Source organism: Kitasatospora sp. NPDC059673, from assembly GCF_042734215.1.
In the GTDB taxonomy this organism is placed as follows: domain Bacteria; phylum Actinomycetota; class Actinomycetes; order Streptomycetales; family Streptomycetaceae; genus Kitasatospora.
In genome coordinates this window covers 108,658-129,507 of the sequence record NZ_JBHWEN010000006.1, presented here as the reverse complement: position 1 = coordinate 129,507, position 20,850 = coordinate 108,658, and the positions used below count along the sequence as shown (strand labels likewise).

The following is a 20,850-nucleotide window of genomic DNA, read 5'->3' as shown; positions in this document are numbered from 1 at the left end:
GCTTTCATCGCCGCCGCCGGTCGCGGACGGGCCGGCGGCGGTGCACCGGTACCGAGGGCCGGATCCGCGCTACGAGGCCAGACCGAGCCGGGCCATGACCTCCCGCAGCGCGGGCGCGCACCGGTCGCTGTCGGCGGCGGTGATCCAGGCGAGTTCCGCGATCTCCGCGCCGGGGGTCGGCAGGCCTTCGGCGGGGCCGGTGTAGCAGTGCATGCGCAGCCGGACGCCGGGGCGGCCGTGGGCGGGGGCCTCGACCGTGTGGGCGTGGGCGAACTGCTCGGGCGCGCAGGCCAGGCCGAGCTCCTCGCGCAGTTCCCTGGCCAGGGCCTGCGCCGGGGTCTCGCCGGGCTCCAGCTTGCCGCCGGGGAGGTAGAAGGCGTCCTTGCCGTGGGTCCGGACGGCCAGCAGGCGCTGGTCGCGGACGCAGATCCAGCCCACCGAGTCCAGAGTCGCGTCCTGTGCCGGGGTCTCCCACTTGGGCGTGGGCGGCTGCCACCGGGCCATGGCGTCGAGCAGGGCCTCGGGGTCCGTCCCGGTGATCAGGTTCCGGTGCGCGGGGCGGACGAAGCCGGTGTCGACCAGGTGGTCGGCGAGCTCGGTCAGGGGCTGCCAGAAGCCGGACGGGCCGAGCAGCGCGACCGGCTTGGTGTGGAGCCCGAGCTGCTGCCAGGTCCACGCCTCGAAGAGCTCCTCCAGGGTGCCGGCGCCACCGGGCAGCGCGATGAACCCGTCCGCCGCATCGGCCATGGCGGCCTTGCGTCGGTGCATGTCCTCCACGACCTGCAGGCGGGTCAGCCCGCGATGGGCGATCTCCTTGTCCACCAGGGCCTTCGGCATGACCCCGACCACCTCGCCGCCGGCGGCGAGCGCGGCATCGGCCAGCGCGCCCATCAGCCCGACCTTGCCACCTCCGTAGACGATGCCGATGCCCCTGCGGGCCAGCGTGGTGCCCAGGGCAGCGGCCAGGGCGGCGTACTCGGTGCGGCTGCCGGTGGCGGATCCGGCGAAGACTGCGAAGCGCATCAATCCTCCAAATGCGACGCGACGTCGCGTCGCATTATGGCAGGCTGGGCGCCATGACCCCACCCCCGCCCACCCAACCCAAGGGCCCCCGGAGCCGCGACCAGGTGCTCGACGCCACGCTCGCCCTGCTCAGCGAGGCCGGCTACGCCCGGCTCACCGTCGAGGGCGTGGCGAGCACCTCCGGCGTCCACAAGAGCACCCTCTACCGCTGGTGGCCCGACAAGGCGGCCCTGGTGGCCGACGCCCTGGCCTCCCGGATGGACACCGGCCCCCTCCCGGACACCGGCAACACCCGGGACGACCTGACCAGTTGGCTGCGCGGCACCATCGCCAACTACACCGCCACCCCCGCCGGCGCGACCATGCCCGCCCTGATCGCCGACCTGGCAGGCCGCCCCGGAGCCCTGGACGCCTTCCGCGCGGCCTTCCTCACCGAACGCCGCACCAACTGCGCCACCGTGATCCGGCGCGGCATCGCCCGCGGCGACCTGCCCCCCGACACCGACGTCGAACTCTTCATGGACGCCCTGGCCGGCGCGGTCTTCTACCGCCAACTCGTCACCGGCCTCCCCATCGACCCCGACCTCCCCACCCGCCTCGTCCGCATCCTCGGCCTCTGACGCATGCGCCACTTACGGCAGTTGGTGGCGCTACAAGGTGCGATGTCGACGAGCCCCGGCGGCCTTCCGCGTCAGGCGGGGAGGCCGACGGCGCGTTCCTTGGTGCGGCGTTGCTGGATGACGACCGCGACCACGAGCAGCGCGCCCTGGGCGACGTTCTGCCAGAAGGAGTTGATGCCCTGGACGGTGAGTCCGTTCTCGAGGGCGCCGAGGAGGGCGACGGCGAGGAGGGTGCCGCCGATGGTGCCCTTGCCGCCCTTGAGGGCGCAGCCGCCGAGGGCGGCGGCGGTGATGGCCTTGAGTTCGAGGCCTTCACTGCCGGAGGTGGGCTGTCCGCTGCCGGTGCGGGCGGTGAGCAGGATGCCGGCGATGGCGGCGGCGGTGCCGATGAGGGCGTAGACGGCGACCAGGTACTTGTTGATGTTGATGCCGGCGAGGCGGGCGGCGGTGTCGTTGCCGCCGATGGCGTAGATGTTGCGGCCGATGTCGGTGTAGGTGAGCAGGACATGGACGGCGAGGGCGACGGCGATGAGGATCCAGACCATGACCGGAAGTCCGGCGATCCTGCCCCGGCCGAGGAAGACGAAGACGGCATTGTTGAGGACGTAGCCCTGGGCCCGGCCGTCGGACAGGAGTTGGGCGAGGCCCTTGTAGGCGGCGAGGCCGGCGAGGGTGGCGATGGTGGGGTTGACCCGGCCGTACACGATGATCGCGCCGTTGAGGATGCCGATCAGCAGGCCGACGGCGACGGCGGCGGCCATGCCCGCGAAGGCGTTGGAGCCGGCAGAGGTGAAGGCCATGGCGCTGACGACGGAGGCGACGCCCGCCTGGGAGCCGACCGAGATGTCGAGTCCGCCGCAGATGATGACGACGGTCTGGACGACGGCGAGCAGGCCGGTGATGGTGGCGGCCTCGGCGATCACCTGCATGTTGGTGAGGCTGAGGTAGTTGTCGTTGAGGAGGCCGAAGACGGTGAGGACCGCGACCAGGGCGCCGATCAGGCTGAGGTTCTGCCCGCCGATGGCGCCCAGTACGGGAATCCTTGCGGCGGGCCGGCGTCGGCCTCCGTTGTCCGAGACGGCAGGCGGTGTGGTGGCGGTTGTCATGAGGTCGCTCCTGGGGCGCTCGTGCTGATGTCATCGGCCATCGCGAGGGCGAGGACGGCCTCCTCGGTGACCTCCTCACGGTTCAGCTCACCGGTGGTGCGGCCGTTCTGCATGACGACGATCCGGTCGGCGAGGCCGAGCAGTTCGGGCAGTTCGGAAGAGATCACCAGCAGGGCGACGCCTTGTTCGGCGAGATCGGCGATGATCTGGTAGATCTCGGCCTTGGCGCCGACGTCGATGCCGCGGGTGGGCTCGTCGAGGATCAGCAGCTTGGGCTTGCGGGCGAGCCAGCGGGCGAGAACGACCTTCTGCTGGTTGCCGCCGGAGAGCTTGCGGACCTCGTGCTCGATGGACGGTGCGCGTACCCGCAGGCGGTCGGTGTACTCCTGGGCGAGGTCGCGTTCCGCTCCTCGCTTGACGAAGCGGAAGCGGCGCAGTCGCTCCAGTACCGCGATGGAGGTGTTGTCCCGGATCGTGCGGTGCAGGAACAGCGCCTGCGCCTTCCGCTCCTCCGGGGCCAGACCGAGGCCGGCGCGGATCACCGCTCCGGGGTTGCCGGACGGCAGCGGCTGCCCGTCCAGGGTGACGCTGCCGGAGCGGACGGGCAGGTCCCCGGCGAGCGCGAGAGCAAGTTCGGAGCGTCCGGCGCCGATCAGTCCGGCGACGCCGACCACTTCGCCCGCGTGGATGCGCAGGTCGATGCCGTGGACCCGGTCCGTCGTCAGGTCACGGACGTCCAGGACGACCCGGTCGGTGACGGCGGGTCGGCGGACGGACATCGTTGACAGGTCGCGGCCGACCATCAGGCGTACCAGGTCGCCTTCGGTGGTGGTCCTGGCATCCTGGACGCCGATCAGGGCTCCGTCGCGCAGGACGGCGATGCGGTCGGCGAGCTGGAAGATCTCCTGCATCCGGTGCGATACGTAGATGACGGCGACGCCCTGGTCGCGCAAGCGGTTGATCAGTGCGAACAACGCGTCGACCTCGTGCTCGGACAGTGAGGAGGTCGGCTCGTCGAACGCGATGACCCGGGCGGCGGTTCGGCCGGTCAGCGCCCGCAGGATCTCGACCAACTGGCGCTGGGCAGCCGTCAGTTGTGATCCGAGGAGATCGGGTTCCAGGACGTCGGCGAACCCGAACCGATTGAGGTCCGCGGTGATCCGGCGGCGCAGTTCGGCCCGGTCGAGGCGGCGGCCGGCCCGGCGGGGCAGGGACCCGGTGTAGACGTTCTCGGCGACCGAGACGTGCGGGATGATCTCGGGTTCCTGCGGGATGATCCGGATGCCGGCGGCCCGCGCGTCGGCCGGGGAGCGCAGCTCGACCGGTCGCCCGTCCAGGAGGACGCGTCCCTCGGTGGGCTGGTGGTCGCCGGTGAGGATCTTCAGAAGAGTGGACTTGCCGGCCCCGTTCTCACCCATGAGGGCGGTGACTCTGCCGCTGGGGAGGTCGAGGGTCACGTCGCTCAGGGCCTGCACCGCGCCGAACCGCTTGGTGATCCCCTCGACCCGCGCCCCGGCGGCGGGGGGTGGGTCGGCGGGTGGCCGGGAGTTCGAGGCCGAGGGGTGTGCTCTGCTCACTGCTGGGTCACCTCGGGACTGGAGCGGCGGAGTGGGGACGGTCGCCCGCCCCACCGGGCGACCGCGGGGAAGGATCGTCAGTTGCAGGTGACGCCGGCGCTCTTCCAGGTGGAGGCGTCGACCATGGTGGTGGGGGCGAACGCCTCGGCGGGCATCTCCTTGTTGTTCTTCAGCCGGTCGTACACGGTCTGGACGGCGAGTGCGCCGACGTCCCTGCCGTTGATGAACAGGGCGGCCTTCATCCCGGAGGGCTTGCCGCCGCTCCAGGCCTTGCAGGCGAGGTAGGCGCCGAGGCCCACGCCGTCGATGTCGTCGGGGCTGACGCCGGCGTTCTGCAGGGCGGTGACGCCGCCCTGGACGTTCTCGTCGTTGCAGCCCCAGACCACCCAGTGCTTGACCCCGGCATTGGCGGTGACCGTCGCAGCGACCTTGTCCTGCGCGCCGGTCGGGGTGTTGTCGGTGGCGACGTCGATGTTCCGGACCCCGGAGACGGCGGAGTCGAAGGCTTCCCGGGCGGCCTTGACCCGGTCGCCGCAGACGGTGACGTCCTGCTTCCAGGCGGAGATTGTCCGGGTGTCGGCGGCGTTCCAGCCGGCCTTCTTGAACTCCTGGGCGGCGCGCTTGCCGACCTCGCCGCCCATCTGCGCGCCGGAGAAGCCGATTCGCGGCACCAGGTCGGACTTGGCGCACTTCGCCGGGTCCGGTCCGGTGGCGCAGACCTGATCGTCCGAGGTGAGCAGGGCGATCCTCGCGTCCCTCGCGGTCTGCACGACCTGCGGGCCGACGGCCGGGTCGGGCACGACCACGATGATGCCGTTGGTCTTCTGCGCGATCGCGGACTGCACCTCGCTGATGGTCTTGTTGGCGTCGTTGCCGAGGTTCACCACCTTGATGTCGATGCCCAGTTCGGCGGCCTTTGCTCTCGCACCGGCCGCCTCGCCGACGAAGTACTCCTGGTCGCCCTGCTTCTGCAGGTAGGTGATCGAGATCTTTCCGCCGACCGGGGCGACCGAGGGGGCACCGGAGGTGGACTCCTGGCCGGTGGAGCAGGCGGTGGCGGTCAGGCCCAGGGCGAGCAGGAGTCCTGCGGCGGCACGGCAGTTGATGGCACGGGACATGAGGGGAGGCTCCTTTTCGTCGAACGCGATGGGGAAGGGACTCCTGGCTCCGTCGCGCAGGCTCTGGTGGCCCGTCAAACCACCAGAAACAAACATGCTCAAACGCGACCCGACATATCACAGTGCCATTGCACAAACATGTCAAGAGGGAGGGTGTGTGGACACCCTCCCGTGGCGTTCTCTGGTGCAGTCAAGCGCCAGTTCGGCCTGAAGCTTCGTGAAGACGGCGCGTTCGGGGTCTTGAGTGCTCGATTCCTGTCTGGCTACCATGTGTTGCTTTCTGTTTGAAGATTCCTCCAGCCGTCGATCTCTGGAGATGGATTCAACAGAACCCACCGGCATGTCACGGTCCCCCGCAGGCTCACCTGGAGCGCCCCCATGCGTCCATCCATGCCCCGCACCCTGCTGCACACCCTTGCGGCGTTGTCCCTCGCGGCATCCGGCCTCACGGCCGTCCTTGCCGACTCCGCCCCCGCCGCGGCCCTCGACAACGGCCTCGCCCTCACTCCACCGATGGGCTGGAACTCCTGGAACACCCTGGGCACCGCGGTGACCCAGCAGCAGGTCGTCCGGACCATCGACTTCATGTCGTCCAAGGGCCTGGTGGCGGCCGGCTACGACACCGTCACCATCGACGACGGCTGGTCGCTGTCCCACCGCGACGGACAGACCACCGACCTCGTCAAGAACTCCTACGGCGCGATGCAGCTGTACGACGCCGACCGCAACCCCGTCAGCGGTACCGACGGCAACGGCTTCGACCTGACGACGGGACACCTGATACCGGACCCGGACCACTTCCCGGCCCACACCGTCAACGGGCAGACCCTCAACGGCATCCAGTACCTGTCGTGGTACGCCCACACCAAGGGTATGAAGTTCGGCCTCTATGCCACCGGCACCTACACCACCTGCCAGGGGCACCCGGGCAGTCTCGGGCACGAGTCGACCGACGCCGCCGACTTCGTCGCCTGGGGTGTCGATTTCGTCAAGTACGACGACTGCCCCTACGGCCCGCCGATCACCGGTCCGGACGGGTACAACTACGGAACCCAGGGCGAGGGCCGGGAGTTGACCCGCTCCATCTACGCCCGCACGCAGGACTTCCAGCGTGCCCTGGACGCCGCCTCCGCCGCCCAGGGCCGACCGCGCGTCGTGCTGAGCGTGTCCGCCCAGCCCGTGCACACCGGCATCCCGTACCTGCTGGCCGGTGACGACCCCGCCCGCACCGACCCGGTGATCAGAGCGGCCGGCACCCCCGCCCGGCAGGCCCCCGGCTACGCGCCGACCGGCATCTGGTGCGGTCAGGTCGCGAACCTCTGCCGGATCGGCGGCGACCGCGGCCCGGACCTGGAAGGCGTGCTCCACAACGGCCAGTTGCAGACCGCGCTGCAGTATCCGGGCAATGTCCGGCCGGGGAGCTGGAACGACATGGACATGATGTTCGCCGGCTGGCTCGACCCGTACGGCCTCTACGGCGTCACCGACACCTGCACCTGCCACAAGCCGATGAGCGACACCGAATCGCGCAGCGAGATGTCGATCCTCGCCATGACGGCCGCCCCGCTGATCTCCGGCGCCGACCTGCGCAGCGCCGCCGACTCCCAGCACAGCGACCGCGGCTACACCTGGTCAACGGGCATCAGCGACTCCGCGCTCGCCATCTACAAGAACGCCGACGTCATCGCCGTCGACCAGGACAGCCTCGGCAAGCCCGCCACCCTGGTCGGCGACCCGCCGAACAGTCCCACCGCCCCGCTGGTCCTCAAGCGGCAGCTGGCGAACGGCGACACCGCCGTCCTGCTGGTCAACCAGGACCCGAACTCCAGCCAGACCGTCTCCACCACCCTGAGCGCGCTCGGACTCACCGGCCCCGGCTACTCCGCCAAGGAGCTGTGGACCGGCGCCACCGGCAACGTCACCGGCACGCTCGGCGCCTCGGTCGCCCCGCACGGCGTCGCCATGTACCGGCTCAAGGCCCTGCCCGTCACCGTCCCCGCGACGGTGATCGGCGACGGCCGTTACCACGGCATCAGTGCCGCCGGCACCGGCGGCCAGGTCCTGGAGGTCCGGGGCATGTGCAGCGCCCCCGACGGCTCCACCACCGACGTCAACACCTGGTGGGACTGGCACACGTCGGAGCGGTGGCGCTTCGACGCCAACGGTGACGGCACGGTGCACATCACCGACGACTGCTACACCGACACCCAGGTCCACGGCACCCTGACCGGACCGGCCACGCCCGGCACCGCAGCGCGGGTCCTCAACAGCTACGACCCCGACAGCCCGTACCAGAAGTGGCGCGTCGTTCAGAACACCGCCACCGGTGCACTGACCATCACCAGCGTGGCCACCGGCCTCGTCCTGGACGCCCCGCAGTCCACACCCACGTCCGCCGTCGTCCTCAACCAGCCCGACGGATCGGCCGCAGGCCAGTCCTGGAGCCTGCTGTCCTGACGCGGCGGACCCACCAGCCCGGAGGGTGCGGGGCGGCGCCGCCTCAGGTCCCCGCACCCTCCGCCGAGGAGCCGCCCGACTCCGCACGGTCCGCGCCACGGCGTCGGCGGACCGTGTGACGACTCCTTACTCGATCCACTTTCCGTGCGGTCGAGTTCCGCACGTCCGTTCCCGGGGAGGAACCTTGCCATCCGTACGCGTAAAACTGTCCCGCCGCGTCAGTGCGGCGTTGACGTCCCTCACCCTGCTGGCCGGTGGCGGCGCGCTCGTCGTCGGCGCCCAACTTGCCACTGCCCCACCGGCGCTGGCACTCGACAACGGCATCAACCTGACCCCCCAGATGGGCTTCAACAACTGGAACACCACCTGGTGCGGGTCCCAGTTCAACGAGAACCTGGTCAAGGGAATGGCCGACCTGTTCGTCAGCAAGGGCCTCAAGGCGGCCGGCTACCAGTACATCAACCTCGACGACTGCTGGGCGCTGCCCGCCCGGGACTTGTCCGGCAACCTGGTGCCCGACCCGGTCCGGTTCCCGCACGGCATCAAGGCGCTCGCGGACTACGTTCACGCCAAGGGCCTGAAGTTCGGCCTCTACTCGAGCGCCGGCATCCACACCTGCGACGTCCAGGGCTTCCCCGGCGGCCTCGGCCACGAGCAGCAGGACGCCAACCTGTGGGCTTCCTGGGGCGTCGACTACCTCAAGTACGACAACTGCAACAACATGGGTGTCGATGCACAGACCCGCTACAAGGCAATGGGCGACGCGCTGAAGAAGACCGGCCGGCCGATCCTCTACAGCATCTGTGACTGGGGCTCCAGCGGCCCGTGGAACTGGGCGCAGCCGGTCGGCAACTCCTGGCGCACCACCGGCGACATCAGCGACAACTGGCAGAGCATGATCTCCATCGCGCACGCCAACCAGGGACTGTCCGCCTACGCCAAGGCCGGCGCCTTCAACGACCCGGACATGCTGGAAGTCGGCAACGGCGGCATGACCGGCACCGAGTACCGCACTCACTTCAGCCTCTGGGCCGAGATGGCCGCACCACTGCTGATCGGCGCCGACCTGCGCACCGCCCAGCAGGAGACGTTCGACATCCTCACCAACGCCGACGTCATCGCGGTCGACCAGGATCCGCTGGGCAAGCAGGGCTCGGTGGTCTCCAGCGACAACGGCCTGGTCGTCATGTCGAAGCCGCTGGCCGACGGCAGCCGCGCGGTCACCCTCACCAACGAGGGCTCCTACGAGGCCACCATCACCACCACCGTGCAGGCCGTCGGCATCGCCGGCGCGCCCTCGTACACGGTCAAGGACCTGTGGTCGAAGAAGACCACCATCAGTACCGGGGCGATCAGCGCCACGGTCCCCGGCCACGGCACCGCGATGTTCCGGGTCACCCCGAGCGTGCCCGTCCCGCCGCCCACCGGCATGAGCTACCTGAGCGACCTGCCGTTCCTCGCCCAGGTCAACGGCTGGGGCCCGGCCGAGCGCGACCACAGCAACGGTGACTGGGTCGCCGGTGACGGCCGCACCCTGGCCATCCGCGGCACCACGTACGCCAAGGGCATCGGCACGAACGCCGCCAGCGACATCACCTTCAACCTCGGCGGTACCTGCAAGAACCTGGTGACCAGTGTCGGCATCGACGACGAGACGTCCGGCAACGGCTCCGCCGTCTTCCAGATCTTCAAGGACGGAACCCTCGCCGCCGACAGCGGAAAGCTCACCGGCAAGGACGCGGCCAAGAAGCTCACCGTCGACCTCACCGGTGCCAGCACCCTGCGCCTGGCGGTCACCGACGGCGGCGACGGCACCAGTTGGGACCACGCCGACTGGGCCGACGCCAAGATCGCCTGCGGTAACGGCCCCGCCGCCGGCGCCCACCAGCTCTCCGACCTCACCTGGACCTCCGCGAGCAACGGCTGGGGCCAGGTCGAGAAGGACATGAGCAACGGCGACAACCAGTCCGGCGACGGACGCACCATCACCATCAACGGCGCGACCTACGCCAAGGGCCTGGGCACCAACGCGTTCAGCGAGATCGTCTACTACCTCGGCGGCACCTGCACCTCGCTGACCACCGATGTCGGTGTCGATGCCGAGGCCATGGGCCGCGGCACCGTCGCTTTCCAGATCTGGAAGGACGGCACCAAGGTCGCCGACAGCGGCGTGCTGAACGCCGCTGCCGGCGCCAAGCACCTCACCGCCGACCTCGCCGGTGCCAACGAGCTGCACCTGGTCGTCACCGACGGCGGCGACGGCAACAACAGTGACCACGCCGACTGGGCGGGTCCGGTTCTCACCTGCTGACCGCTCCTCCGCGCGGGTGCGGTGCCGGACGATCCGTCCGGCACCGCACGGTTTCCGCGGGCGCCCCTGCACGTCGTCGTTCTGACGGGCATCTCAGGGCAGGCGGGAGTGCGGGGGCCAGGCGCCGTCCGGAGTGTCGTAGTCGCTGGAGACCAGGAGGAGGACGGTGGCGCGCCTGGTTCCCAGGGAGCGGAGCCGGTGGGGCGTGGTGGCCTTGAAGTAGGCGCAGTCGCCGGGGTCGAGCGTGATCGCGCGTGAGGGGAGGACCAGTTCGACCCGTCCCGCGTGGACGAAGACGAACTCCTCGCCGGGGTGGTCCCGGAAGACGGCGGGGCCGTCGTCGAGCGGCGGGTAGAGCATGAACGGGGTCATGCCCTTGGCGCCGGCGTCGAGTGCCATGCCCTCGTAGCGGGTGCCGGGCTCGTCCGGGGAGGTCAGGGCCTGGCGTTCCGCGGCCCGGGTGACAGTGACCTCGCTCAGCTCGTCGGCGTCGGCGAAGAGGCTGTCCAGGGGGACTTCGAGGGCCTTGGCCAGGGAGGCGCACACGGCGATCGAGGGAACGCTCTGCCCGCGTTCGACCTTCGACAGGTAGCTCTTGGTGACGCCGGACCGCTCGGCCAGCGCCTCCAGGGTCATCAGCCGTTCCTTGCGCAGTCGGCGCACCCGGTTGATCACTGGCGTCTCCCTCTCCCGTACCCCCGAATCGACGGGGCCGTGCGCTGCGGAGCGTGCCGTCCGCTCCTGATGACACCTCGTGTCCTATAGCGAACAATGCTACGCCGCGGCGTGACCGGCATGCCTGGGAGGTGCAGCCCGCCGGCGCCCGTCGCGGGCCTCCCTTGGCGTGCCGGGGCTGCGGGCGCCTTGCCCGGGGCGGGTCACTCTTGCCGCCAGGAAACCTTGTGTCCTATGGTGAACGAGGTTTCCTCCGGAGCTGCGGCTCCGGACGCAGGCCCTGCCACCGGGGCAGGGTCGGAGAGCGGGAGCAGAGACACATGGCGAAAACGCTGCAGGACTCGAAGGACGTCCTCGTCGACCGCGCCGAGCGGCAGATGAACCGGCACTTCGGGGACTCGAAACTGACCACGCGCCAGAAGCTGGCGCTCACCTGCCGGATCGCCTACGACGGCGGCCACGACTCGGGCCTCGCCGGGCAGATCAGCTCCCGTGGGCGGGAGCCGGGCACCTACTACACCCAGCGTCTGGGGCTGGGCTTCGACGAGATCACCGAGGACAACCTGCTGCTGGTGAACGAGGACCTGGAAGTCCTGGAGGGGGAGGGCATGCCCAACCCCGCCAACCGCTTCCACTCCTGGATCTACCGGGAGCGCGCGGACGTCAACTGCATCATCCACACGCACCCGTTGCACACGGCCGCACTCGCCATGCTGGAAGTGCCGCTGGTGGTCTCCCAGATGGACATGACGCCGCTGTACGACGACTGCGCCTTCCTCAAGGACTGGCCGGGCGTGCCGGTGGGCAACGAGGAGGGCAGGATCATCTCCGCCGCCCTCGGCGACAAGCGGGCCATCCTGCTGGCCCACCACGGCCAGCTGGTGACGGGCTCCACGGTCGAGGAGGCGTGCACCCTGGCGCTGCTCATCGAACGGGCCGCCCGCCTGCAGCTGCTGGCGATGTCGGCGGGGACAATCCAGCCCCTGGACCCGGCTCTGGCCCGTGAGGCCCACGACTGGACCTCCACCGACCGGCGCAGCAGGGCGAACTTCGACTACTACGCACGCAAGGCGCTGCGCAACCACCCCGACTGCGTGACCGGACAGGTGGAACTCTGATGGCCAACCCGCCCCTGAAGGGCATCATTTCCTACCCGGTCACCCCCTTCGACGCCATCACCGGCGAGGTCGACCTGCCCGCGCTGCGAAGCCTCACCGGCGACCTCGTCGCCGCCGGCAGCCACGCCGTCGCTCCGCTGGGCAGCACCGGCGAGAGCGCCTACCTGACGGACAAGGAGTGGGACGCGGTCTGCGAGACCACCCTCAACACGGTGGCCGGGCAGGTGCCGACCCTCGTCGGCGTCTCCCACTGGAGCACCAAAGGCACGGTCCGCCGCGCCCGCGTGGCCGCCCGCCACGGCGCCACCGCGATCATGGTGCTGCCTCAGGTGTACTGGAAGCTGACCGAGGACGAACTCGCCCGCCACTACAGCGAGGTGGCCCGTGCCACCGACCTGCCGATGATGCTCTACAACAACCCCGGTACCAGCGGTGTGGACCTGCGCCCGGAGGCGGTGGTCGCGCTCGCCCGGAAGATCCCCAACCTCACCATGGTCAAGGAGAGTTCGGGCGAGGTGTCCCGCTTCCGCGCCATCCGTGAGCTGTCCGACGGAGAGCTGTCCGTCTACAACGGCAGCAACCCGGTCGCCCTGGACGCCTTCCGCGCCGGAGCCGTCGGCTGGTGCACGGCCGCCCCCTGCCTCGTACCGGAGTGGGTGCTGGAACTCCACGCCGCGGCCGTCGCCGGACACGACGACCGCGCGGACGCACTGCTGCGGGAGCTGCTGCCCTTCCTGCGCTTCATCGTCAACCACGGCCTTCCCCGGGCCATCAAGGCGGGCCTCGACATCCAGAACCGCCCGTCCGGGCCGCCACGGCCGCCGTTGCTGCCCCTGCCCCAGGACGAGACGGCGCAGCTACGGGAGATGCTCGGCCACCTCCTCCCCGACCGCCTCCCGCCATCCGCCAACTGACGGCGCGAACTCCCCACGGCGCCGGGTTCCATGACGGCAGCCGGGCCTTTACGGGGGTCAGGTGAGCGCTTCCACGATGTGGGAGCAGCGCACCGGGTCCTCTTGAACCCGCTCGCCGAACCGGCCAGCGTTTCCGCAGGTCAGCGAGGTTCCGACCTGCGGAAACAAAGGTCTCACCGCCGAGTTCGCGGCCGAGCTCGGCAGATCCCATGGCCGCTGTGCGCCTCTCGCCGAGTTCGATCCCCGCGCGCTCATTTCGCACTCACTTCACATCGCGAGTCTGCGACCGCGCCCGGCGCAGCCTCGACGGCCGTCCCGATCGCGGCACGGGGGGGCGGCACTGATGAGTGACCGCCGTCCGGCACCGGGCGCTGTGTCGGGGAATCTTCGGCGGGTCGCTGCCCGGGCGCAGGTGCTCGCCTGGACCGGCGGGGCGGCGCTGTGGATCGCGCTGACGTTCGTCGAGTGGCTGATCCGTGGGCGCCGGGATCTGCCCCAGCCGTTCGTGGAGCTGCCCGGCGATACCGCGCGGAGGCCACTGACCCGGCCGCTGATCATGTTCGCGGTGATCCGCGCCCTGGTCATCGGCGGCACCGTCGCCCTCGCCTTCGGGCTGGACCTGCCGCACGGCTACTGGATTTCGGGCGCGGCCGTGATCGCGATGAAGCCGAGCCTGGAGCAGTCCACCCTCGTCTCCCTCCAGCGCCCTGGTCGGCGCGCTGATCGGCTCCATCGCGGCGGCGCTGCTGCTCCTGCTTCCGGCCAGCGAGACCGGTCTCAAGCTGTTCGCGATGACGCGCGGACTCGAAGTCGTCGCGCTCGTCCTGTTCGTGCACGCGGTCGGTATCCGCTTCCTGAACCACACCCTCTACACCGCGGCCATCGCCGCAGGGGTGCTGATCCTGACCGATCTTCCGCAGCCCTCCGACTATGCCGCCGAGGGCTACCGGGTGCTGTGGACGGCCTGCGGAGTCGGTATCGGCGTGATCGTCATGCTGCTGGCCGGGCTGCTTGCCCGCACCGCCAAGACGCCGCCGCCGAGGGCCTGATCCTGGTTCTCACTCACCGTCCTCCGCGCTGGCCCGGGCATTCACCTCGGCGTTCCTGCGTTCCCGGCCGCGGCGGACGGCACCCACGACCACCTTGATGGCCAGGCCGAAGATGATCAGGTCGGCCAGCATCTGCACGGTGACCGCCAGCTGCGCCGTGTCGTTCTTGGCCGTGATGTCGCCGAACCCGACGGTGGAGAACACGGTGACGGTGAAGTAGAGCCCCTGGGTGTGGGAGAGGTGCTCACCGAAGCTGGAAGGCGACTGGGCCGCCAGTGTGACGTAGGTACCCGCGAACAGCAGCAGGAAGAACGGGACACTGGTGGCCAACGCCTCGACGGCCCGCAGCCCCGGGTGCCGGGCGAGGAGGATCGCTCGGACCTGAACGGCGACCAGGGCGACGAATCCCGCCAGTCCGACCAAGAGCACGGTGACGGCAACGCCCGTGGAGAAGTGGTCCAAGGGCAGCAGGTAGTACGCGGCCACCAGTAAGGCGACCGACCCCACCACACGCAGTGTGGCCCAGACGACCCTCACGGAGGGCGGCCGGTCTGCCACCCGCTCCTGTGGAGTCGCTCCGCTCCGCGCGCTCATGATGCCCGCCGCATTCTGCTGATCGCGGCACGCCAGGACATGCCGCGCTCGTCCCCCATCATGCCGGTGGCCGCGCCCAGGATGATCACCACTCCGGTCGCGATGAAGAACGCCATGAGGGAGAAGACGACCCCGATCGGCCCGTACTTCGTGTCGTCGCTGACGATCATGCCGGAGAAGGTGAAGCGGAAGACGATCAGCATGCCGATCCAGAACAGGCCGGTGGCGACGGCACCCGGGAGCAGTCTGCGCCCGGCGACCCTCCCGGCCAGAGCAGACACGATCAGCAGGAACGGAACGGCGCACAGCAGCAGCGTCGCGGCCAGCTGGAGCGCCTGATTGAGGAAGTCCACCGCGTTCAGCCGCTGCCACAGGTTCTCGGCCCAGGACCCGACATACTTCGCCCGGCCCCACTCGGCTGTGCGCCGGGCACGTCGTACGCTCGCCCGGCCGGCCGCTCTCCCGCTCGGCTGCCCGCTTTCCGGCGCGGCTCTGGTTCGTGCCGCACACCCGTCTGGTGACTTGCCCGGGGCGTTGTGCGTCCGCATCGTCAACCTCCCGGCGATGATCACTCGGATCGGTGATCAGCTGGAGCCCTGTATCCACCCTCCCACTGCTGCCCTGGCGGCAGCGCGGCGACAAGGACCCGCCGTCGCGACCGCGTGACCGGCGTCAAGGACCAGGTTGCTGCCGGGTTGCCATCCCCGGCAGGGGGCGACTCTCGCCGCGCGTGTTCGCCCCCGTGTGCTGCTCGTCAATGTCACGTGAGCGCGGATCGTGCGGTGGCGGTTCAGGCTGCTGAGAGATCACCGCGAGCCCCGACCTGCGCAGGTCGGAGGCGCTCCTACAGGTCGTAGTACAGCTCGAACTCGTGCGGGTGCGGCCGCAGGGCGATCGGGGCGATTTCCTGTGTGCGCTTGTAGTCGATCCAGGTTTCGATCAGGTCGGTGGTGAAGACGCCACCGGCCAGCAGGTATTCGTGGTCGGCTTCGAGGGCGTCCAGGACGGCGCTGAGGGAGGCGGGGACCTGGGGGACGGCGGCGTGTTCGTCGGGGGCGAGTTCGTAGAGGTCCTTGTCGACGGGCTCGGCGGGTTCGATCTTGTTCTTGATGCCGTCGAGGCCGGCCATCAGCATGGCGGAGAAGGCCAGGTAGGGGTTGGACGCCGGGTCGGGGGCGCGGAACTCGATGCGCTTGGCCTTGGCGTTCGAGCCGGTGATCGGAATCCGGATCGCGGCGGAGCGGTTGCGCTGCGAGTAGACCAGGTTGACCGGGGCCTCGAAGCCGGGCACCAGGCGGTGGTAGGAGTTCACCGACGGGTTGGTGAAGGCGAGCAGCGACGGGGCGTGCTTGAGGATGCCGCCGATGTAGTGGCGGGCGATGTCGGACAGGCCCGCGTAGCCCTGCTCGTCGTAGAACAGCGGGGTGCCGCCCGTCCAGAGCGACTGGTGGACGTGCATGCCGGAGCCGTTGTCGCCGAAGATCGGCTTGGGCATGAAGGTGGCGGTCTTGCCGGCCCGCCAGGCCACGTTCTTGATGATGTATTTGAACAGCATCAGGTCGTCCGCGGCATGCAGCAGGGTGTTGAACCGGTAGTTGATCTCGGCCTGCCCGGCGGTGCCGACCTCGTGGTGCTGACGTTCCACGGTCAGCCCGGCGCGGCCGAGTTCGAGGGACATCTCGGCGCGCAGGTCGGCGAAGTGGTCGACGGGCGGGACGGGGAAGTACCCGCCCTTGTACTTGACCTTGTAGCCGCGGACGTCGCCCTCCGCGGAGCCGGTGTTCCAGGCGCCGGCCACCGAGTCGATGTGGTAGTAGGACGCGTTGGCGCTGGTCTCGAAGCGCACCGAGTCGAAGACGTAGAACTCGGCCTCGGGCCCGAAGTACGCGGTGTCGGCGATGCCGGAGGAGGCGAGGTAGGCCTCGGCCTTGCGGGCCACGTTGCGCGGGTCGCGGCTGTAGGCCTCGCCGGTGATCGGGTCCTGGATGAAGAAGTTGATGTTGAGGTGCTTCTCGGTGCGGAACGGGTCCAGCCGGGCGGTGGCGAGGTCCGGGACGAGGGCCATGTCGGACTCGTGGATGGCCTGGAAGCCGTGGATCGAGGAGCCGTCGAACATCAGGGTCTCGGTCGGGTCGAAGGTGTCGGCCGGAACCGCGAGGTGCTGCAGCACGCCCGGCAGGTCGCAGAACCGGACGTCGACGAACTTGATGTCGTTGTCGGCGATGTACTGCTTCACCTCGTCGGCGTTGGTGAACATCCGTACTCCTCCTCGGCGTGCGGTCTGAGCCTCCGTCACGGGCGACGGGAGCCCCCGTGCAGGGGGCTCACGATAGGAATGGGCCGTTTCCTGATCGTGACCCGACTGTTTCCCACATGTTAACCAGGCCATTCCGGTGGGTGGCAAAACAGCATGGTTCCGGGCAAATCGCCAAGCTCGCAGCAGCGATGTGCGGCACATGGTCCAGACCACTTGGGGCAGTCGGGCGAACCCCGGTTCACCCCGACGGGATTCCGGCCCGGCGTGCCCGGCCGCGGGCCCGCGAACGGGTTCGGCGGTAAGCCCGGTTAGGGTGGGTCCGTGGACACCAGAGAAGCACTCGGATCGTGGATCGACGGCCCGAAAGCGGCCGCCGAGAAGATGGGCGCCGACTTCGGCTACCGCGGCGAGCGCCTCGGCCTGCCGCGCTCCGGCCCCGGCTCGATGGCCGGCCCCGGCCGCCGGATCGGTGCCCTGTTCGTGGACGGCTGGCTGGTCAGCCTGGTCGCCTACGGCCTGATCGCGCACGGCGACCAGGGATCGGCCAACCTGTGGACCACCCCGCTGTTCTACGCCGTCACCGTGCTGTTCCTGGCCACCACCGGCACCACCGTCGGCAAGCGTCTGTTCGGCCTGCGGGTGATCCGGCTGGACGGCCGCCGCGCGACCATCCCGCAGGTGCTGCTGCGCACCTTCCTGCTGTGCCTGATCATCCCGGCCGCCGTCTGGGACCGCGACACCCGCGGCCTGCACGACAAGGCCGTCGGCACCGTCGAGGTCCGGATCTGACGCCGCCAGGGCCATAGAGCGCCGAAAAGGCCAGGGAACGTCGAACGGCCCCGCTCGCGGAGAGGAATCTCGCGAGCGGGGCCGTGGTGTCCTACGGGGGGAGTGGCTGCTTAGCGCGCGCCGCCCTTGGGCATCCGGGCGCCCTTCGGCATCGGGCCCTTGGGGATCGGCGCCTTCGACAGCAGGTCGCCGAGCGCCCGCAGCCGGTCGTTGGTCTCGGTGACCTGGGCGGCGGTGATCGCCCGCGGCAGCCGCATCAGGTGGATCTGCAGCTTCTTCAGCGGGATCTGGTCCTCGCCGTTGCCGACCATGATGTCGTGCACCGGCACGTCGCCGACGACGCGGGACATCTTCTTCTTCTCGGACGCCAGCAGCGGACGCACCCGGTTCGGGTTGCCCTCACCGATCAGCGCGATGCCGGCCCGGCCGACCGCGCGGTAGACCGCGTCCTGGCTGCGGGTGACCGCGACCGGGGTCTGGTTGGCGCTCCAGCCGCGGCGGATGTTGCCCAGCACCGCGGCGACCGCGCCCGGCTGGCCCTCCATCTGCCCGAACGCGGCCCGCTCGGCGCGGCGGCCGAACACGATCGCGACCGCCAGCACCGCCACCACGAAACCGAGAATGCCCAGGTAGACCGGGTGGTCCAGGGCGAAGCCGATGGCGAGGAACACGCCGAAGGTCAGCAGGCCGACGCCGGCGATGATCAGGCCGATCTTGGAGTCGACCTGCTTGGTCATGACATATGCCTGGCGGATCTGTGCGAGCCGCCCAGGAGTATCGGATTTTTGCCTCGCCATACCGCTCATGGTACGTGGCATGGGTGGCGATCATCCAAGCGGTGCCGGTTCCGTGACCCTGGACTTTCCCGAACACGACCCCGACGTCACCAGCGGTTCACGCGCTGCGTTCGGGCACCCGTTCGGGCTGCTCGCGCTCGCCCGCCAGCCGGCGGTTCTCGCACACCGCCGCCCACGCGTTGCGGCGCGCGCCGCGGATCAGCAACAGCTGTTCGGCCCGCCGCAGGGCGGTCCTGAGTCCGGTACGCATGACCACACCAACTCCTCGACCCGGGTACCGCTTCAGCGTCCCGGACGCCCGTTACCGTACGGTGACCCGACCGTCAATGCCACGTGAAACGTCGGCGGTTAGCCCGGACAGCTCCCCGAACGCCGGAGCGCACGCCCAGGCAGCTCCCCGAACGCCGAAGGGCGGGCCCGATCGGGCCCGCCCTTCAAAAGCGACTACCGGAAAAAGCGACTACCGGCTCAGACCGCCGCCTGCTCGCGACGTTCCAGCGCCTGCCGGTACAGCCGACCGGCCCGGTACGAGGAACGCACCAGCGGGCCGGACATCACACCGGCGAAGCCCAGCTCCTCGGCCTCCTGCTGAAGCTCGACGAACTCCTGCGGCTTCACCCAGCGCTCCACCGGGTGGTGGCGCAGCGAGGGCCGCAGGTACTGGGTGATGGTGATCAGCTCGCAGCCGGCGTCGACCAGGTCGGCCAGCGCCTCGCTGACCTCCTCGCGGGTCTCGCCCATGCCCAGGATCAGGTTGGACTTGGTGACCAGCCCGGCCGCCCGGGCCTGGGTGATGACGTCCAGCGAGCGCTCGTAGCGGAACGCCGGGCGAATCCGCTTGAAGATCCGGGGCACCGTCTCGACGTTGTGCGCGAGCACCTCGGGACGGGACGAGAACACCTCGGCGAGCTGCTCCGGCACCGCGTTGAAGTCCGGGATCAGCAGCTCGACGCCGGTACGGCCGGCCTCGCGGGCCGCCGTCATCGCGTGCACCTGGCGGACGGTCTCCGCGTACAGCCACGCGCCGCCGTCCTCCAGGTCGTCGCGGGCGACGCCGGTGATGGTGGCGTAGTTCAGGTCCATGGTGACGATGGACTCGGCGACCCGGCGCGGCTCGTCCCGGTCGAACTCGGCGGGCTTGCCGGTGTCGATCTGGCAGAAGTCGCAGCGGCGGGTGCACTGGTCGCCGCCGATCAGGAAGGTCGCCTCGCGGTCTTCCCAGCACTCGAAGATGTTGGGGCAGCCCGCCTCCTGGCAGACCGTGTGCAGCCCTTCCTTCTTCACCAGGGAGTGCAGGGCGTTGTACTCAGGCCCCATCTTCGCCCTGGTCTTGATCCACTCGGGCTTCCGCTCGATGGGGGTCTCGCTGTTGCGGACCTCCAGGCGGAGAAGCTTCCTGCCGTCGGGTGCGACAGCGGACACGTGCGACTCCTAGAACTAGACGGGGTACCCCAAAGGGTACGCCGTTGCTTCGGTGGCCTGCTCCGGACCCCGGGCCTTCGTTCGGAAGGCAACACCGGGCGCGGCGCGCCGATTCCCGGTCCCGTGGGGATCAGACCTTGACGGCCGGCTCGGGCAGTTCGGCGAACACCTCGCGCAGCGTGCGCTCCACCGTTCCCACCGCGTCCCGCACCGCGAACGGACGGGCGAGCTCGCCGCTCAGCGAGGCCACCCCGGCGTCCCGGATGCCGCACGGGACGATCTTGTCGAAGTACGTCATGTCCGGGTCGCAGTTCAGCGCGAAGCCGTGCATGGTCACGCCGCGCGCCACCCGCACGCCGATCGCCGCGAGCTTGCGGTCGTCGCCGCGCTGGCCCGCGTTGGACGGGGCGTACTCGGGGCCCGCGAGGCGTGGGTCGATGCCCAGCGGCAGGCCCATCCGCAGCGTCAGCTTGCCGATCTCCACCACCTGCGACGGGTCCACCACCGCGCCCGGGATCTCCGCGCCGAGCTTCCACACCCCGCTGCGGCCCTCGATCCGGGTGGTCTCCACCCCGAACTCGGTGCACGCCCGGATCAGCGCCTCCTCCAGCCGCCGCACGTACGCCACCACGTCGATCGGGTCCGGCAGCTTCACGATCGGGTACCCCACCAGCTGGCCCGGGCCGTGCCAGGTGATCTCCCCGCCGCGATTCACCTCCACCACCGGCGTCCCGTCCAGCGGCAGGTCCTCCGGGTTGGTGCGCTTGCCCATCGTGTACACCGGGTCGTGCTCCAGCAGCAGCACCGTGTCCGGAATCTCGTCCGCGACGCGCAAGGCGTGCAGTCGCTGCTGCTCCGCCCACGCCTCCTGGTAGGGGACGGTCCGTTCGCCTATCCCCATCCGCACGAACTGCACGTTCTCGCTCACCACACGCTCCTGCCCTGCCGGCCGGCTCAGCCCAACCTGGTAACTGTACGACTGAAGCAAGGAGCGCGTGGGGGGCACCTCCCGGCCCCCTGGGG

General features: G+C 69.9%; 19 protein-coding genes. 7 read left to right on the top strand and 12 right to left on the bottom strand.

Annotated elements, in window-relative coordinates:
- Positions 1-69 precede the first annotated feature (69 nt).
- Positions 70-1,023 carry a TIGR00730 family Rossman fold protein gene (locus tag ACFV18_RS09930; RefSeq protein WP_380481248.1) on the bottom strand — a complete coding sequence of 318 codons (954 nt, stop codon included), beginning with the start codon at positions 1,021-1,023 and terminating at the stop codon, positions 70-72.
- A 53-nt stretch (positions 1,024-1,076) separates the two neighbouring features.
- On the opposite strand from ACFV18_RS09930, the gene ACFV18_RS09925 reads away from it, so the two are divergent.
- Positions 1,077-1,643 carry a TetR/AcrR family transcriptional regulator gene (locus tag ACFV18_RS09925; protein WP_380481245.1) on the top strand — a complete coding sequence of 189 codons (567 nt, stop codon included), beginning with the start codon at positions 1,077-1,079 and terminating at the stop codon, positions 1,641-1,643.
- 71 nt (positions 1,644-1,714) lie between these two features.
- On the opposite strand, the gene ACFV18_RS09920 is transcribed toward ACFV18_RS09925, so the two are convergent.
- The 3 genes from ACFV18_RS09920 to ACFV18_RS09910 all read right to left on the bottom strand — a co-directional run bounded on the left by ACFV18_RS09920 (position 1,715) and on the right by ACFV18_RS09910 (position 5,444).
- Positions 1,715-2,749 carry an ABC transporter permease gene (locus ACFV18_RS09920; protein WP_380481243.1) on the bottom strand — a complete coding sequence of 345 codons (1,035 nt, stop codon included), beginning with the start codon at positions 2,747-2,749 and terminating at the stop codon, positions 1,715-1,717.
- Positions 2,746-4,326, bottom strand: coding sequence for a sugar ABC transporter ATP-binding protein (locus ACFV18_RS09915; protein ID WP_380481240.1), 1,581 nt, complete (start codon positions 4,324-4,326; stop codon positions 2,746-2,748). Before ACFV18_RS09915 ends, ACFV18_RS09920 begins: the two co-directional genes overlap by 4 nt.
- Positions 4,327-4,403: 77 nt before the next feature.
- Positions 4,404-5,444 carry a substrate-binding domain-containing protein gene (locus tag ACFV18_RS09910; RefSeq protein WP_380481237.1) on the bottom strand — a complete coding sequence of 347 codons (1,041 nt, stop codon included), beginning with the start codon at positions 5,442-5,444 and terminating at the stop codon, positions 4,404-4,406.
- A gap of 378 nt (positions 5,445-5,822) precedes the next feature.
- Between ACFV18_RS09910 and ACFV18_RS09905 the strand changes: the two genes are divergently transcribed.
- Positions 5,823-7,901 carry an alpha-galactosidase gene (locus ACFV18_RS09905; RefSeq protein WP_380481235.1) on the top strand — a complete coding sequence of 693 codons (2,079 nt, stop codon included), beginning with the start codon at positions 5,823-5,825 and terminating at the stop codon, positions 7,899-7,901.
- A gap of 229 nt (positions 7,902-8,130) precedes the next feature.
- Complete coding sequence (locus ACFV18_RS09900; RefSeq protein ID WP_380481234.1) at positions 8,131-10,212, top strand: NPCBM/NEW2 domain-containing protein; 2,082 nt, start codon at positions 8,131-8,133, stop codon at positions 10,210-10,212.
- Positions 10,213-10,305: 93 nt separating this feature from the next.
- Here ACFV18_RS09900 and ACFV18_RS09895 read toward each other — a convergent pair whose 3' ends face one another.
- Complete coding sequence (locus ACFV18_RS09895; protein WP_380481231.1) at positions 10,306-10,887, bottom strand: helix-turn-helix domain-containing protein; 582 nt, start codon at positions 10,885-10,887, stop codon at positions 10,306-10,308.
- A gap of 320 nt (positions 10,888-11,207) precedes the next feature.
- Here ACFV18_RS09895 and ACFV18_RS09890 point away from each other — a divergent pair, with 320 nt between their 5' ends.
- The 3 genes from ACFV18_RS09890 (at position 11,208) to ACFV18_RS09880 (ending at position 13,968) form a co-directional block, all read left to right on the top strand.
- A complete protein-coding gene (locus tag ACFV18_RS09890; protein WP_380481229.1) occupies positions 11,208-12,005 on the top strand; it encodes an aldolase in 798 nt (265 codons plus the stop codon).
- Positions 12,005-12,919, top strand: a complete 915-nt coding sequence (locus tag ACFV18_RS09885; RefSeq protein WP_380481226.1) for a dihydrodipicolinate synthase family protein — start codon at positions 12,005-12,007, stop codon at positions 12,917-12,919. Before ACFV18_RS09890 ends, ACFV18_RS09885 begins: the two co-directional genes overlap by 1 nt.
- A gap of 791 nt (positions 12,920-13,710) precedes the next feature.
- Positions 13,711-13,968 (top strand): hypothetical protein, encoded by a 258-nt coding sequence (locus ACFV18_RS09880; RefSeq protein WP_380481224.1) that lies wholly within the window; start codon positions 13,711-13,713, stop codon positions 13,966-13,968.
- 9 nt (positions 13,969-13,977) lie between these two features.
- Here ACFV18_RS09880 and ACFV18_RS09875 read toward each other — a convergent pair whose 3' ends face one another.
- The 3 genes from ACFV18_RS09875 to glnA all read right to left on the bottom strand — a co-directional run bounded on the left by ACFV18_RS09875 (position 13,978) and on the right by glnA (position 16,819).
- On the bottom strand, positions 13,978-14,475 hold the full coding sequence (locus tag ACFV18_RS09875; RefSeq protein ID WP_380481222.1) for a potassium channel family protein: 498 nt from the start codon (positions 14,473-14,475) through the stop codon (positions 13,978-13,980).
- 83 nt (positions 14,476-14,558) lie between these two features.
- Positions 14,559-15,110: a YhjD/YihY/BrkB family envelope integrity protein gene (locus ACFV18_RS09870; RefSeq protein WP_380481220.1), complete on the bottom strand. Its 552-nt coding sequence runs from the start codon at positions 15,108-15,110 to the stop codon at positions 14,559-14,561.
- A gap of 296 nt (positions 15,111-15,406) precedes the next feature.
- Positions 15,407-16,819 (bottom strand): type I glutamate--ammonia ligase, encoded by a 1,413-nt coding sequence (glnA, locus tag ACFV18_RS09865; protein ID WP_380481217.1) that lies wholly within the window; start codon positions 16,817-16,819, stop codon positions 15,407-15,409.
- Positions 16,820-17,140: 321 nt separating this feature from the next.
- Between glnA and ACFV18_RS09860 the strand changes: the two genes are divergently transcribed.
- Entirely contained in the window at positions 17,141-17,608 is a 468-nt protein-coding gene (locus ACFV18_RS09860) for an RDD family protein (protein WP_380481214.1), read from the top strand.
- Positions 17,609-17,718: 110 nt separating this feature from the next.
- Here ACFV18_RS09860 and ACFV18_RS09855 read toward each other — a convergent pair whose 3' ends face one another.
- The 4 genes from ACFV18_RS09855 to lipB form a co-directional block, all read right to left on the bottom strand.
- Positions 17,719-18,405: a DUF4191 domain-containing protein gene (locus ACFV18_RS09855; protein ID WP_380481211.1), complete on the bottom strand. Its 687-nt coding sequence runs from the start codon at positions 18,403-18,405 to the stop codon at positions 17,719-17,721.
- A gap of 97 nt (positions 18,406-18,502) precedes the next feature.
- On the bottom strand, positions 18,503-18,655 hold the full coding sequence (locus ACFV18_RS09850; protein ID WP_380481209.1) for a hypothetical protein: 153 nt from the start codon (positions 18,653-18,655) through the stop codon (positions 18,503-18,505).
- A 218-nt stretch (positions 18,656-18,873) separates the two neighbouring features.
- On the bottom strand, positions 18,874-19,827 hold the full coding sequence (lipA, locus tag ACFV18_RS09845; protein ID WP_380481206.1) for a lipoyl synthase: 954 nt from the start codon (positions 19,825-19,827) through the stop codon (positions 18,874-18,876).
- Between the two features lie 130 nt (positions 19,828-19,957).
- Positions 19,958-20,728 (bottom strand): lipoyl(octanoyl) transferase LipB, encoded by a 771-nt coding sequence (gene lipB / locus ACFV18_RS09840; protein WP_380481542.1) that lies wholly within the window; start codon positions 20,726-20,728, stop codon positions 19,958-19,960.
- Positions 20,729-20,850 lie beyond the last annotated feature (122 nt).